Source organism: Paraburkholderia diazotrophica (assembly GCF_038900755.1).
In the GTDB taxonomy this organism is placed as follows: domain Bacteria; phylum Pseudomonadota; class Gammaproteobacteria; order Burkholderiales; family Burkholderiaceae; genus Paraburkholderia; species Paraburkholderia diazotrophica_A.
The window spans coordinates 821435-834492 of the sequence record NZ_JBBPEN010000001.1; the positions used below are offsets into that span (position 1 = coordinate 821435).

General features: G+C 64.4%; 13 protein-coding genes. 7 read left to right on the forward strand and 6 right to left on the reverse strand.

Translation table 11 applies throughout. The features are described 5' to 3' along the window. Positions 1 to 89: 89 nt before the first annotated feature. Complete coding sequence (locus AABE10_RS03800; protein WP_342931929.1) at positions 90 to 1058, forward strand: LysR family transcriptional regulator; 969 nt, start codon at positions 90 to 92, stop codon at positions 1056 to 1058. 28 nt (positions 1059 to 1086) lie between these two features. Here the strand turns inward: AABE10_RS03800 and AABE10_RS03805 are convergent, their stop codons facing one another. The 6 genes from AABE10_RS03805 to AABE10_RS03830 all read right to left on the reverse strand — a co-directional run bounded on the left by AABE10_RS03805 (position 1087) and on the right by AABE10_RS03830 (position 6775). Further along, a complete protein-coding gene (locus AABE10_RS03805) occupies positions 1087 to 2067 on the reverse strand; it encodes a sulfonate ABC transporter substrate-binding protein (protein WP_342931930.1) in 981 nt (326 codons plus the stop codon). 126 nt (positions 2068 to 2193) lie between these two features. After that, complete coding sequence (locus AABE10_RS03810) at positions 2194 to 3021, reverse strand: MetQ/NlpA family lipoprotein (RefSeq protein ID WP_342931931.1); 828 nt, start codon at positions 3019 to 3021, stop codon at positions 2194 to 2196. Between the two features lie 187 nt (positions 3022 to 3208). Next, complete coding sequence (locus AABE10_RS03815) at positions 3209 to 3679, reverse strand: VOC family protein (RefSeq protein WP_342931932.1); 471 nt, start codon at positions 3677 to 3679, stop codon at positions 3209 to 3211. A gap of 105 nt (positions 3680 to 3784) precedes the next feature. Next, positions 3785 to 4564, reverse strand: coding sequence for a class II aldolase/adducin family protein (locus AABE10_RS03820; protein ID WP_342931933.1), 780 nt, complete (start codon positions 4562 to 4564; stop codon positions 3785 to 3787). A gap of 32 nt (positions 4565 to 4596) precedes the next feature. Next, positions 4597 to 5466 (reverse strand): amidohydrolase family protein, encoded by an 870-nt coding sequence (locus AABE10_RS03825; protein WP_342931934.1) that lies wholly within the window; start codon positions 5464 to 5466, stop codon positions 4597 to 4599. 22 nt (positions 5467 to 5488) lie between these two features. Then, positions 5489 to 6775, reverse strand: a complete 1287-nt coding sequence (locus tag AABE10_RS03830) for an MFS transporter (protein WP_342931935.1) — start codon at positions 6773 to 6775, stop codon at positions 5489 to 5491. A gap of 382 nt (positions 6776 to 7157) precedes the next feature. Here AABE10_RS03830 and AABE10_RS03835 point away from each other — a divergent pair, with 382 nt between their 5' ends. Genes AABE10_RS03835 through AABE10_RS03860 form a run of 6 tightly spaced genes read left to right on the forward strand, consistent with a single transcriptional unit; the run spans position 7158 to position 13000 of the window. Continuing rightward, positions 7158 to 7889: an IclR family transcriptional regulator gene (locus AABE10_RS03835; RefSeq protein ID WP_342931936.1), complete on the forward strand. Its 732-nt coding sequence runs from the start codon at positions 7158 to 7160 to the stop codon at positions 7887 to 7889. A gap of 27 nt (positions 7890 to 7916) precedes the next feature. Continuing rightward, a complete protein-coding gene (locus tag AABE10_RS03840) occupies positions 7917 to 8762 on the forward strand; it encodes an enoyl-CoA hydratase/isomerase family protein (RefSeq protein ID WP_342931937.1) in 846 nt (281 codons plus the stop codon). A gap of 50 nt (positions 8763 to 8812) precedes the next feature. Next, complete coding sequence (locus AABE10_RS03845) at positions 8813 to 10447, forward strand: acyl-CoA mutase large subunit family protein (RefSeq protein ID WP_342931938.1); 1635 nt, start codon at positions 8813 to 8815, stop codon at positions 10445 to 10447. Then, positions 10444 to 10908, forward strand: a complete 465-nt coding sequence (locus tag AABE10_RS03850; RefSeq protein WP_342931939.1) for a cobalamin B12-binding domain-containing protein — start codon at positions 10444 to 10446, stop codon at positions 10906 to 10908. The genes AABE10_RS03845 and AABE10_RS03850 overlap by 4 nt, the downstream gene beginning before the upstream one ends. Further along, on the forward strand, positions 10905 to 12083 hold the full coding sequence (locus tag AABE10_RS03855; RefSeq protein WP_342931940.1) for a CoA transferase: 1179 nt from the start codon (positions 10905 to 10907) through the stop codon (positions 12081 to 12083). The genes AABE10_RS03850 and AABE10_RS03855 overlap by 4 nt, the downstream gene beginning before the upstream one ends. Continuing rightward, on the forward strand, positions 12080 to 13000 hold the full coding sequence (locus AABE10_RS03860) for an ArgK/MeaB family GTPase (protein ID WP_342931941.1): 921 nt from the start codon (positions 12080 to 12082) through the stop codon (positions 12998 to 13000). Before AABE10_RS03855 ends, AABE10_RS03860 begins: the two co-directional genes overlap by 4 nt. Positions 13001 to 13058 lie beyond the last annotated feature (58 nt).

The window sequence follows — 13058 nt, forward strand, 5'->3', positions numbered from 1 at the left end:
CCTTTGGTTGAGGCCGATTCTATGGCTTGTCGAACGTCATAAATATTTATATTCTTGATCTTGTACATTGACCTCGTGAATGGACGGCAATGAGCTTTCGGTCGCTCGATCTGAACCTGCTGAAGGTATTCGAAGCCTTGATGACGGAAGGCGCCGTGACGCGGGCCGCCACCAAGCTGTCGCTCACGCAGCCCGCCGTCAGCAATGCGTTGAGCCGCCTGCGCGAGGCATTCGACGATCCGCTCTTCGTGCGCAACGGCACGGGCGTCACGCCGACGCAACGCGCGATGGCGCTGTGGGGGCCTGTCGGCGATTCGCTGAGCCGCATTCGCGCCGCGCTCGATGAGGAGACGTTCTCGCCGCGCAACGCGCGGGTCAGCTTCAGCCTGTCGATGTCGGATTACGTCGCGGGTATCGTGATGCCGCGCCTGATCGAGCGGTTCAGCGAAAGCGCGCCGAGCCTGCAATGGCACACCGTGCCGAACATTCTGCTCGATGCGCCGGCGCTGCTCGAAGGCAATCGTGTGGACTGCGTGATCGGCGTCTATGTGAACGAGACGCTGCCGCCCGCGCACATCCGCTCGCGCTCGCTCTGGACGGTGGACTACGCGTGCCTGATGCGACGCGGTCATCCGCTTGCGGCGCCGGGCCGGCTGAACATGCGGCGCTTTCTGAATGCGAGCCATGTCGACATCAGTCTCGCGGGGCAAACGCAACCGTCATTCGACAGCTTTCTTGCGTCGCGCGGACTGAAGCGCAACCTCGTCGCGACGGTCAACCATTACACGGTCGCGTGCGAGATCATTCGCGCAAGCGACCTGATCGCCGTGTTGCCGCGCGATCTGTGCGAACGCAGTGGAGATGGAGAACTCGTGAGCGTGCGCGCGCCGCTCGAGGCACCCGATCGCGTGATCAGCCTGTTCTGGCATCAGCGCAACGAGACTGTGCCCGCGCATCGCTGGTTGCGCGATCAACTGGTCGATATGTTTGCTTCGCCTGGGCTCGCCGCGCAACGCGCGCTTCCGGCTGGGGGAGAGCGGCGGGCCAGTTCGGTGTAGGTCGCGTGTGACGCGATCGTGGCGCGCGCTACGCGAGATTCGGCGGCGCCGCTTTCAGCACATCGACGTGTTTCGGAATCAGGCCGAGATCGAGGAACGTATCCGCGATCTGTTGCTGCTCGCCGAGAATCGCACGGGTAATCGGCTGCGTGCCGAACTGCTGGCGGCCCACGGCCGCATCGACGACGGGCTTCGGCAGGCCCCATAGCTGCGCCAGTTCGCTCGCCAGTTGATCCTTGTTTTGCTTGCCCCACTGATCGACCTTGTCGAGTTCGTCGATCAGAATCCGGATCACGTCGGGGTTCTTCGCGGCATACGTCTGCGACGAAAAATAGTACGCGCGATTGCCGACGACGCCGCTTGCATCGGCGATCACGCGCGCGCCCAGCGATTTCTCCGCTGCCGCGAAGAACGGGTCCCAGATGACCCACGCGTCGATGGAGGCCCGCTCGAATGCGGCTCGTGCATCGGCGGGCGCGAGAAAGACCAGGTTGACGTCGCTGTATTGCAGGCCATGCTGACGCAGCAGTTTCACCAGAAAGTAGTGGACGTTGCTGCCCTTGTTGAGCGCAATTCTTTTTCCCTTCAGGTCCGTCACCGAGCGGATCGGCGATTGCGGCGGCACGAGCACCGCTTCCGACTGCGGCCGCGTGACCGTCGCCGCGACATACGCGAGGGGCGCGCCCGCTGCCTGCGCGAAGATCGGCGGCGCCTCGCCTACGTCGCCGAAATCGATCGAGCCGACATTCAGCGCTTCCAGTTGCACGGGGCCCGCCGCGAACTCCGTCCAGCTCACCGATACGTTGAGGGGAGCCAGCCGCTTTTCGAGCGTGCCGCGACCCTTCAGCAGATTCAGATAGCCCTTCTGATTGCCGATGCGCAGCGTGCGCGGCGTTGCCGCCTGGGCCGACGAAACGGGTACGACGGCAGTCGAGGCCGCTGCCGCAACCGCACCGAGCGAAAGTTTCAGGAACGCGCGTCGATCGCGGGACGTGTTGATGATGGACATGGCAGAGGAATGGGAGGAAAGGAGAGGGCGAGTCTTCAGGAGCGGGCACGATGTTGCGGGGCGCGCGACCCGATGCGCGCCTCGCAACTTTCAGTGAGTGCACGGCGCTACTTGCGCCGCGTGGAGTCAATGCTGCGGCGCGCCCTCCCATGCGGGCAGCGTCGCGCCGTGATAGACGGTCAGGATCGTCGAAGCGACGTTGGCCTGCTGATAGCTGTCGACGAGCGTCTTCACCCAGGGCGCTCTCGCATCTTTCGTGTTGACCGCGATGAAGTTGCGATACGGGTTGCCGGGCACCTTCTCTTGCGCGATGCGTTCCTGCGGAATCTGGATGCCGGCCTTGATCGCCCAGTCGGTATTGACCACGGCCGCGTCCAGATCGCCGATCGCGCGGCCGACGATGCCCGCGTCGAGTTCCTTGATCTGGATGTGCTTCGGATTGTCCGCGATGTCGCGAGCCGTTGGCAGCAGGCCGACGTCGGCGCGCAGCTTGATGAGCCCGTTCGCCTGCAACAGCAGCAGCGCGCGGCCTTCGTTGCTCGGATCGTTCGGCACGCCGATCGTCGCATTCTGCGGCAGCGCGGCGACCGATTTCACCTTGCGCGAGTAGAGTCCGATCGGCTGCACGTACGTGAAGCCTACTGGCACGATGTCATAGTGGCGCGCTGCGATCTGCGCATCGAGATAAGGCTTGTGCTGAAACGAATTGGCGTCGAGATCGTGCTGCGCGAGCGCTTCGTTCGGTTGCGTGTAGTCGGAGAATGTCGTGACCTTGACGGTGATGCCGTGCTTCGCCGCATTGGCTGCGACCGCGCGCCAGACGTCCTCGTCCTCGCCGGACATGATGCCGACACGCACTGTCTGACCGGCCGCGAGCGCCGGCTGCGTGCTCACGATGCCGCAAGTGAGAAGAAGGGAAAGGAGCGCGGCTTTGAGCGTCTTCGTTGTTCTCATGGGATCGAAGGTAATCGAAATTAAGATCACCCGATCGTAGAGAGGCGCTTGCGGTCGCGCAAATAATATCGAGCGCTATCGTTATCGCGGATAAGCGCAAGTGAATTCATTCAGCGATGCAAAGCCTTTTGCGCGGTACGCGCTATGCCGCGGCTCGGGCCGACGGCCATCGACCAGATCAAGGCGCTCAATCTAGCCGCGTCCGCGTGGTGAACCCGCTCGCCTTGTCCCAATCTTCAGGCGTCATCTTTTGCACGGTGACGCCGAATGTCCAGATGTGACCCTCCGGGTCCTTTGCACGATAAGTCCGGTCGCCATAGAACTGCGTTTGCGGCTCTGCGAGGATCGTCGCGCCCGCCGCGCGCGCATGGGCGCAATGGGCGTCGATGTCTTCGCCCTCGGCGAGTTGCACATGCACGGACTGCGTGTTCTTGCCACCCACGGAGCGCGGGCTCTTATGGTCGTCGCTCCACTCGCTGCCGACCATCACGACGGAATCGCCATATGACATTTCGGAGTGGGCGAGATGGCCGTCACTATCGAGGATCACGAACAGCGGCTCGAACCCGAATGCGGCTTCGAGCCAGCGAAAAGCGGCCTTCGGGTCCTGATACGAAACTGCGCTGGATAGCCCTTTGCTACGGTAGGCATCGGTCATGTCGATTCTCCTGTTGCCGTTGCAGGGAAAGCCTTGCCAGTTTCGCAGTCTTTATCGAAGTCCGCCAGTCGATTCGTACGTGCGGCGAGAGGCGCGATACACGGACTAGTCGCGATACGAAGGGTCACGTCGATCGAGAAAGCGCAGCATCGCGGGCCATTCCATTTCGCCGTATGGACGGCGCGTTTCGGGCTTGTACAGGTGCGCTGTCTTGTCGATCACGTGCTGCGGCGGCAAATGAAGCTCCGTATTGCACGCCATCGCATCGACTTGCGCGCGGCACGCGTTTTCCAGCCAGTACATTGCGTTGAAGGCTTGCGGTATCGATGCGCTCGCGACCAGCAGACCGTGATTGCGCAGAATCATCGCTTCGGCATTGCCCAGGTCTTCAGCGAGCATCTTGCGTTCTTCGAGGTCGATCGCCACGCCCTGATAGTCGTGATACGCGACGGGACTGAAGCGCATCGCCGTTTGCGTGAGCGGCAAAAGCCCGCACGACAGCGCCGACACAGCGAGCCCGCCGCGGCTATGCGTGTGGATCACGCAATTCACGTCGTGCCTCGCCGCATGCACCGCGCTGTGAATCACATAGCCGGCCGCGTTGACGCCGTAGGTGCCATCGTTCGGATTGAAGAGCACGTTGCCGTCGATATCGATCGTGATCAGACTCGACGCCGTGATCTCCTCGTACATATAGCCATACGGATTGATCAGCAGGCGCGTGTCGTCGCCGGGAATGCGTGCCGTGATGTGGTTGTACACGAGATCGCTCAAGCCGAAATACGGCATTAGCCGGTAACATGCGGCCAGATCGACACGCGTATTCCACTCGGCTTCGGAAACCGTCGATTTCACGTCGGACGGCACGTTGTGTTCCATCAGCATGGTCGTCTCCAGAATTCATCGGATAGCGCGGCTCATTGCGGGTCGAACCCGTAGAGCGTGCCAGGGTTGTCCACGAGGATGCGTTGCTGGGCCTGCGTCGACGGCGCCCAACGCATCAGCGCGTCGAGCAGGTCGCCGTCATCGGGCATTGTGCCTTCCAGATTGGGATGAGGCCAATCGGTGCCCCACACGCAACGTTCCGTCGCCACGCGCGCGAAGAGTGTCGCGAGCGCGTCGACATCGCGAAACGGATAGCCCTCGTTCGAGCAACGATACCCGCATAGCTTCAACCATGCACGGCCGCCGTCGAGCAGCGCGCGCAACGCCGTGACGGCGGGATGCGCCGTGCCCCACGCGGCGGGTATCTGCCCCATGTGATCGATGACCACGTCGGTAGGCAGGCGGCGCAGTATCGGCAGCAGGTCGGGCAGGTCCGCGCCGTTTGCGTAGATCTGCGTGTGCCAGCCGAAGGTCGCGATCTTCTGCGAAAGTTGCGCCAGATGCTCGACGGGTGGACCGCCCGGCGTCACGAGATTGACTCGCACGCCGCGCACGCCGGCTTCGTGCATCAGCCGCAACTGTGCATCGCCGATATGCGGATCGATCACGACGACCGCGCGGCTGCGCTGCGCGCCGAAGTGCGCCACGGCATCGAGCGTGCAACGGTTGTCGGTGCCGTAGAAGCTAGGCTGCACGATGACGACGCGCTGCACGCCGAGCACGTCCTGCACATGCTCGTACTGGCGCAGCGACGCTTCGGGCGGCGTATACGCGCGGCCTTTGCTCAACGGAAAGCGTTCGAACGGACCGGAGATATGAATATGGCAATCGCACGCGCCGCGCGGCGCCTTATGTTCGGGCGCGCTGATCGTCGTGCGTGGTGCCTGGCAGCTTGCGGACATGAAGGATAGGGAGCTATCGGTATCAGGAAGGGGTATAGCTCTTTGCGGCGCCGCCTTCGGACTGCAGGGACGGCTCGGCATCGTCGGGCAAGGGCCTGCCGAGCGTTTCGGGCAACAGCAGCACGGCGAGGAACATGACGGCATAAGCCGCGATGCCGAACGCCGCAATCGCGTTGCCCAGTCCTATCACGCTCGTCAGCTTGCCGACGAGCGCCGGAAAGAGCGCGCCGATGCCACGGCCGAAGTTGTAGCAGAAGCCTTGTCCCGCAGCACGGATGCGCGTCGGGAAAAGCTCGGTCATGTACGGTCCCATCGGCGAGAACATCATGAACGCGCAGAGGCCGAGCGGAAAACCGAGCACGAGCATTGCGCCATTGCTGATCGGCATCAACATGTAGGCGCCGAGGATGACCGCAGAGCCGATCGCGCTGAGCATGAAAGTCCGCTTGCGTCCGATCGAGTCGGCCAGGTAAGCGCCGAGAATGAAGCCGACAAACGCGCCGACGATCATCACCGTCGTATAGCCCGTCGTGCCGATCACCGAGAGGCCGCGAGTCGTCTTGAGGTATGTCGGCAGCCAGATCAGGAACGTGTACGAGCCGCCGATCGATCCCGTCGCGAGCGCGGAGACCCTGAGCGTCGTCGCGAGATAGTCGGTGCGAAAGATGGCGAGCAACTGACGCAGCATGCCGCGATTGGGCCGCTCGCGTCGTCCCTTCGTGAAGACGCCCGACTCGGGTACGTGCCGGCGCACCCAGAACACCAGCAGCGCGGGCGCGAGGCCGATCCAGAAGAGCGCGCGCCACGCGAGATGCTCCGGCATGATCGAGAAGAACAGGCCGAACAGCAGCGCCGCCAGCCCCCAGCCGACGGCCCATCCGCTCTGCACGATGCCGACTGCGCGGCCGCGATAGACGCCCCGCACCGTTTCGCCGATCAGCACGGCGCCCGCCGCCCATTCGCCGCCAAAGCCGAAGCCCTGCAACGCGCGGCAGATGAACAGCTGCTCGTAGCTCTGCGTGAAGCCGGACGCGAACGTGAAGATCGCGTACCAGAGGATCGTGGCCTGCAATACGGCGACGCGGCCGAACCGGTCGGCGGCGAGTCCGCTGAGCCATCCGCCGATCGCCGATGCGAGCAGCGTCACCGTGCCGAGTACGCCGGCTTCGGCTGCCGTGATGTGCCAGCTGATCAGCAACGTCGGGATGACAAAGCTGTAGACCTGCACGTCGAGCGCATCGAGTGTCCAGCCAAGGAAACAGCCGGCCATGGTGCGCCGCTCAGTCTTGTCGAGCTCCGTCATCCACATGTCTGTCTCCTGATCGTGCGCCGGCTTGCGCCGCACCGGGCATCGCAAAACGTTCGTCATCCGAATCGTTTCAATGGCCTCTGCAACGCGGCGCGGGATCGCTGCTCTTGCCGCATCAATGCGTAATTTTCGCTATTTCGAAAGCATTTTCGTATATTTGCATCGAAATATAGGAGCCGGTTTTTGACGTGTCAAGGAATGCTCCTGCTGCGCCGGATAGCGCCACAGCCCTGTCGCGTCACGTGTAGCAGCGTTTCGCGAGCCATTGAGGCGCATTGAGGAACACGCACCAGGGCTTTCCACTAGCATACGGTGCTGGCACAGACGGCCAATTTCCCTATACTTGTTTTCGAAATACCAAATCATTTTTCAAACATACGAAATGAAACCGACCGATCGCGCGCTGGGAATTTTCGAAGCATTCGAGAACGAGGGGCGTCCGATGACGCTCAGCGAACTCGCCGAGGCGGCAGGCCTGCCCGTGAGCACGAGTCACGGCATCGTCCGGGTGCTGCTCGAACGCGGCTATCTGTATCTGACGAGCCGCAGAAAGGACCTGTTTCCCACGCGTCGCCTGTATGACATGGCGGCGAAGATCATCGCGAACGATCCGTACCTCGAACGCATCGAGCCTCAGCTTCAAACGCTGCGCGACGCGACGCAGGAAACCGTCATCGTCGGCAAGCGGCAGCACGACGAAATCGTCTATCTGCGCGTGCTGGAAGGGCCGCAGACGATTCGCTATAGCTCCGCTGCGGGCGCATTGAAGCCGTTGCATTCGACGTCGATCGGCAAGGCGATGCTGAGCCGCGTCGACGCAGGCGAATTGCGACGCTTCCTCGCGCAGGCCGCGCTGTCGAGCGTCACGGACAACACGATGACGACGGCCGACGCGCTGTTCGACGACATCGCGCAGTCACGCGAGCAGGGCTACTTCGTGACGCGCGGCGAGAGCGTCAGCGATGTGTTCGCGGTCGCGGTGCCTGTCGACGTGAACCGCGACGTGCTGGGCATCGCCATCGCCGGGCCGCGTCACCGGATGGAGGATCAGATCGAGCGAATCGGCGCCGTGCTGCTCGAAGCGAAGCGCGCGATCGAAGCGGGCGGCCACTGAAGACGCGCGCCGGGGAGACAGCAAGCCATGACCGACCGGCATGACGCCGAAGCTCGCATGCAGACGAACGCACAAGCAAGCGCACAAGCGAACGTGCTGACGGATGTGCGCGACGGCGTTCTTCACGTGACGATCAATCGCCCGGATAAACGCAATGCGCTGAACCGGGCGACGCTCGACGCGTTGCGCGAAGTTTTCGCCGGTGCCGCGCACGACACCGCGTTGCACGCCGTCGTGTTGACGGCGGCGGGCGAACGCAGCTTCGCGGCGGGCGGCGACTTGCGCGAGTTCGACGCGTTACGCAGCGTTGCCGATGCGACCGCGCTGTTCGATCATGCAGCCGCCGCGCTCGACGCGATCCGCGCGACGCCCGTGCCCGTGATCGCCGCGCTGAACGGCACGGCGCTCGGCGGCGGCGCGGAACTGGCGGTGGCGTGCGACTACCGCGTCGCGGCGGCGCATGCGTGCATCGGCTTCGTGCAGGCGACGCTCGCCATTACGACGGGCTTCAGCGGTTCGGCCGATCTGTTCGCGCTGCTCGGCCCTGCGCGCGCGATGCGCGTGCTCGCCGAAGCGCGTTTGATGGACGCGAAAGAATCGCTGGCGCTCGGCCTGATCGACGATGTGTGCGATCCGGCGCAGCCGCTCGCCGAACGCGTCGCGCAGTTCGCGCAGCCGTTTGCCGGCCGCGCGCCGCATGTGGTTCGCGCAATCAGGCAGATCGCGGCCGCGCATCGCCTCGCCCTGGCGCACGCGACACGCGATGCGGAGCGCGCCGCCTTCGTCGCGACATGGACTGCGCCCGCGCACTGGGAGCAGGCGCAAAAATTTCTCGACCGGCAGCGCGCATCGACAACCGACCCGAAGGCGTAGCCGGTGCTGCGTGTGCCGTTCCGCCATTGCACAGAAAGGAGCCTCCGAGCATGAAGTCAAGCGCAGCCGAACTCGACGAAGCGATGGCCATGCCGCATCCTGACCGCACGCCATCGGGACTGCACGTGCCCGTCGTCGTCGGACCCGGCGAAGCAAGCAGCGCGAATGGCGATGACAGAATCGGCGCACCGGGACAGTTTCCGTTCACGCGCGGCATCTTCGCGGACGGCTACCGCGGGCGCCTGTGGACGATGCGCCAGTATTCGGGATTCGGCACGGCGGAAGAATCGAACGAACGCTACCGCTTCCTGTTGCAGCAGGGGCAGACGGGCCTTTCCGTCGCACTGGACCTGCCGACGCAATGCGGCCTCGATCCCGACGATCCGATGGCGCGCTCCGAGATCGGCAAGGTCGGCGTATCGCTTTCGAACCTGTCCGAGATGGAGCTGCTGTTTCAGGGCATCGACCTGAGCCGCATTTCTACGTCGTTCACGATCAACGGCACGGCAGCGATGATCTACGCGATGTACGTCGCCTGTGCGGACAAGAAGGGCGTGCCGCGCGACAAGCTGACGGGCACGATCCAGAACGACATCCTGAAGGAATACGTGGCGCGCGGCACATGGATCTTCCCCGTGCGTCCGTCGATGCGCCTGATCGCCGATTCGATCCTGTACTCGAATGAAGTGTCGCCGCGCTTCAATCCGATTTCGATTGCGGGCGCGCACATGCGCGACGCGGGCTGCACGGCCGTCGAGGAAATGGCGTATACGCTCGCCAACGGCCTTGCGTATGTCGATGCCGTCGTCGCGCGAGGCGGCGATGTCGCGAAGTTCGCGCGCCGTCTGAGCTTCTTCTTCTACGTGCACATGGACCTCTTCGAAGAGGTCGCGAAGTTTCGCGCGGGGCGCCGTACGTGGGCGCGGTTGATCAAGGCGCGCTACGGCGTCGATGACGAGAAGGCGCAGATGTTCCGCTTCGGCGTCGTTTGCGGCGGCTCGTCGCTGACGTCCGCGCAGCCGTACAACAACGTCGTGCGCGTCGCGATCGAAGCGTGCGCGGCCGTGATGGGCGGCGCGCAATCCGTCTTTACGTGCGCCTACGACGAAGCATTCCAGATTCCAACCGAATTTTCCGCCGAGCTTGCGTTGCGCACGCAACAGATCATCGGTTACGAAAGCGGCATCGCGCGCACGGTCGATCCGCTCGGCGGCTCATATTTCGTCGAGGAACTCACCGACCGTACGGAAGCGCGCATCCGCGAACTGATGGACGAGATCGACGCCTATGGCGGCGCGGTGAAAGCGATCGAAGACGGCTGGCTGCAACTGCGCATCGCGAAGAGCGCGCTGCAACGCAAGCGCGAGACGGATGATCGCGAGCGGCTCGTCGTCGGGCAGAACTGTTTCCGGCGCGAGAACCAGGTCGAGCAGCCGGGCGAACTGTTTCATCTGAATCCGCAGGCGAGCGCGACCGTCGTCGAGCGTTTCGAGCGGCTGCGCGATACGCGCAATCAGACGCAAGCGCAGAAGTCGCTCGACGCATTGAGCGCGGCGGCCGCGCGCGACGAGGGCAACCTGATGCCGTATCTCGTCGATTGCTGTCATGCGTACGCGACCGTCGGCGAAATGGTTGCGCGTTTGAAAGAGCAATGGGGCGAATTCGAGGAGCCGGTCCATCTATGAACAGCACGAGCAGCAGTTCCGCCAATCCGGCTGGCCATGCGGCCGCGACGCCCCGCAGCGCGCGCGCGCCGCTCAAGGGCAAGCGCATTCTCGTTGCGAAGCCCGGGCTCGACGGACACGATATCGGCGCCAAGGTGATCGCGCTCGCGTTTCGCGATGCCGGCGCGAGCGTGATCTACACGGGCCTGCGCAAGAGCCCCGAGTACATCGCGAGGATAGCCGTCGATGAAGACGTCGATGCAGTCGGCCTGTCCATTCTGTCGGGCAGCCACAACGAACTCGTCGCGCGCACGGTCGAGCTGCTCTCGGATCGCGGCGCGGGCGAGATTCCCGTGTTCGTCGGCGGCACGATACCCGCCGACGATCGCGCGGCGTTCCTGAAGGCGGGCATTCGCGGGGTGTTCACGAGCGACATGCCGCTCGCCGACGTGATCGACGCCGTTGCAAAGGTGCTCGGATGAACGCGCCCGGATTCGCCGTGCCCGGCGATACGCGCAAGCGTGACGCGCGCGACGGACCGCTCGCGGGCATCCGCGTGATCGAGATCGGGCACATGTTGATGGGCCCGTACTGCGGCATGCTGCTCGCCGACCTCGGCGCGCAAGTGATCAAGATCGAGCCGTCGGGCGGCGACATCGGGCGCTCGATCAGTCCGCACGCGATCGGTCCACACAACGCGTATTTCGCGAGCCTCAATCGCAACAAGCAGAGCGTCGTGCTCGATCTCGCAAGCGAGAGCGGCAAGCAGGCGCTCGCAACGATGGTGCGCGACGCACACGCGCTCGTGACGAATCTGCGGCCATCGGCGATTCGCAAGCTCGGCCTGACCTACGACCGGCTGCGCGAGCACAACGAGCGGATCGTCTGCGTCGCGCTGACGGGCTTCGGCCTCGACAGCCCGAACGCCGAACTGCCTGCCTACGATTACGTGATCCAGGCGCTCACGGGCATCATGCATCTGACGGGCGACCCCGACGGTCCGCCGACCAAGGCGGGCTTCTCCACGGTCGACAACTCGACGGGCATCATGGGCGCTGTCGGTTTGCTCGCGAAGATCGTCGAAGGGCGCGGCGGACAGGTCGATATCGCGATGTTCGACGTGATGGTCTCGCAGCTCAACTACGTCGCGGGCGCCGTGCTCAACGGCGGCGAGCAGCCGTCGCGGCACGCGCTGTCATCGCATCCATACATCGTGCCCGCGCAACTGTTCAAAACGCGCGACGACTGGCTGATGCTCTTCATCACGCACGACAACTTCTGGCGCATCTTTGCTGAACGCGTCGGGCATCCCGAATGGATCACGCAAGCGGCCTTCGCGACGATGGCGGAGCGGCGCGCGCATCGCGCAACGGTGATCGACGCGCTGTCGGCGATGTTCGCGGGCGAGACCACGCAGCATTGGCTCGACAGGCTGGCGTCGTCGGGCGTGGTGGTGTCGCGGCTCGCGTCGATCGGCGAAGCGCTCGACAGCGCGCAGGCGCAGGCGCGCGGACTCGTCGTCGAGATCGAATCCGAAGCGGGACCGCTGAAGATGGTCGGCAACCCGATCCATATGGACGGCGTGCGCACGAGCTATAGCCCGCCGCCGCTGCTCGGCGAGCACACGGCGGCGTGGTGCGGCGAGGTGTCGACATGAGCGGCCGGGACGGCGCATCGGCGGCGAGTGTCGCGAGCAGCGCGCGCCGCCAGTTGGCGCGCGATTTGTCGAAGATCGCGCGCGCAAGCGTCGCCGAGTCGTTGCAGGTTCTGCGCGCGCACGGCGCAAGGCCCGCGCGCCGCATCGGCTTTACGGGACCGCCGGGCGCGGGCAAGAGCACGCTGATCGGCCGCGTCGCGAAAGTGCGCGCGGCGCGAGGCGAGTCCATCGCGATCATCGCCATCGATCCGAGCAGCCCCGCGACTTCGGGCGCATTGCTCGGCGACCGCGTGAGGATGGACGCCGTGCTCGCCGACACCGACGTCTTTATCCGCTCGTTGCCGAGCGGCTGGTCCGCCGACGGCCTGTCCGACAACCTCGCCGACGTGCTCGCCGCCGTCGAAGGCGATGGCTTCGACGAAATCCTGCTGGAAACGGTCGGCGTGGGGCAGGTCGAGAACGGCGCGCGCGCGCTCGTCGATACGCTCGTGCTGACGATGGGCCCGCAATCGGGCGATCAGATTCAGGCTATGAAGGCGGGCGTGCTGGAAACCGCCGATATCGTCGTCATCAACAAGTGCGATCTGCCGGGCGCCGAGCGCATGGCGCAGGACATCCGCAACGTGCTCGAACGCAATCGCGCGAACGGACACCGCATCGCGCCCGTGCTGTTGACGCGCGCGAACGACGACGCATCGATCGCGCAACTGTCGTCCGCGATCGACGAACACGCGCAATGGCGCGCGGCAAACGTGGATGCAGCCCACGCCGAAGAGTTGCGCAAGCGCTTTCACGTGCGCAGCCTGCTGACGCGCCGCGTGGCCGAGCTCATCGATACGTTGCCCGAGGACGCGCGGGCCGCATCGGTCGCGCAGCTTTACGCGTGCATCGCGAAGCAGGTAGGCGATACGGGATGATGCCGGCGTAGCGAGACATCGTTCCGCACAACGACAAACCAACATGGAAGGAGACGCG

Bases quoted from the DNA above. Each gene is read 5' to 3' on its own strand.
- AABE10_RS03800 (WP_342931929.1), top strand. From the start codon at position 90: ATGAGCTTTCGGTCGCTCGATCTGAACCTGCTGAAGGTATTCGAAGCC.
- AABE10_RS03805 (WP_342931930.1), bottom strand. From the start codon at position 2,067: ATGTCCATCATCAACACGTCCCGCGATCGACGCGCGTTCCTGAAACTT.
- AABE10_RS03810 (WP_342931931.1), bottom strand. From the start codon at position 3,021: ATGAGAACAACGAAGACGCTCAAAGCCGCGCTCCTTTCCCTTCTTCTC.
- AABE10_RS03815 (WP_342931932.1), bottom strand. From the start codon at position 3,679: ATGACCGATGCCTACCGTAGCAAAGGGCTATCCAGCGCAGTTTCGTAT.
- AABE10_RS03820 (WP_342931933.1), bottom strand. From the start codon at position 4,564: ATGCTGATGGAACACAACGTGCCGTCCGACGTGAAATCGACGGTTTCC.
- AABE10_RS03825 (WP_342931934.1), bottom strand. From the start codon at position 5,466: ATGTCCGCAAGCTGCCAGGCACCACGCACGACGATCAGCGCGCCCGAA.
- AABE10_RS03830 (WP_342931935.1), bottom strand. From the start codon at position 6,775: ATGTGGATGACGGAGCTCGACAAGACTGAGCGGCGCACCATGGCCGGC.
- AABE10_RS03835 (WP_342931936.1), top strand. From the start codon at position 7,158: ATGAAACCGACCGATCGCGCGCTGGGAATTTTCGAAGCATTCGAGAAC.
- AABE10_RS03840 (WP_342931937.1), top strand. From the start codon at position 7,917: ATGACCGACCGGCATGACGCCGAAGCTCGCATGCAGACGAACGCACAA.
- AABE10_RS03845 (WP_342931938.1), top strand. From the start codon at position 8,813: ATGAAGTCAAGCGCAGCCGAACTCGACGAAGCGATGGCCATGCCGCAT.
- AABE10_RS03850 (WP_342931939.1), top strand. From the start codon at position 10,444: ATGAACAGCACGAGCAGCAGTTCCGCCAATCCGGCTGGCCATGCGGCC.
- AABE10_RS03855 (WP_342931940.1), top strand. From the start codon at position 10,905: ATGAACGCGCCCGGATTCGCCGTGCCCGGCGATACGCGCAAGCGTGAC.
- AABE10_RS03860 (WP_342931941.1), top strand. From the start codon at position 12,080: ATGAGCGGCCGGGACGGCGCATCGGCGGCGAGTGTCGCGAGCAGCGCG.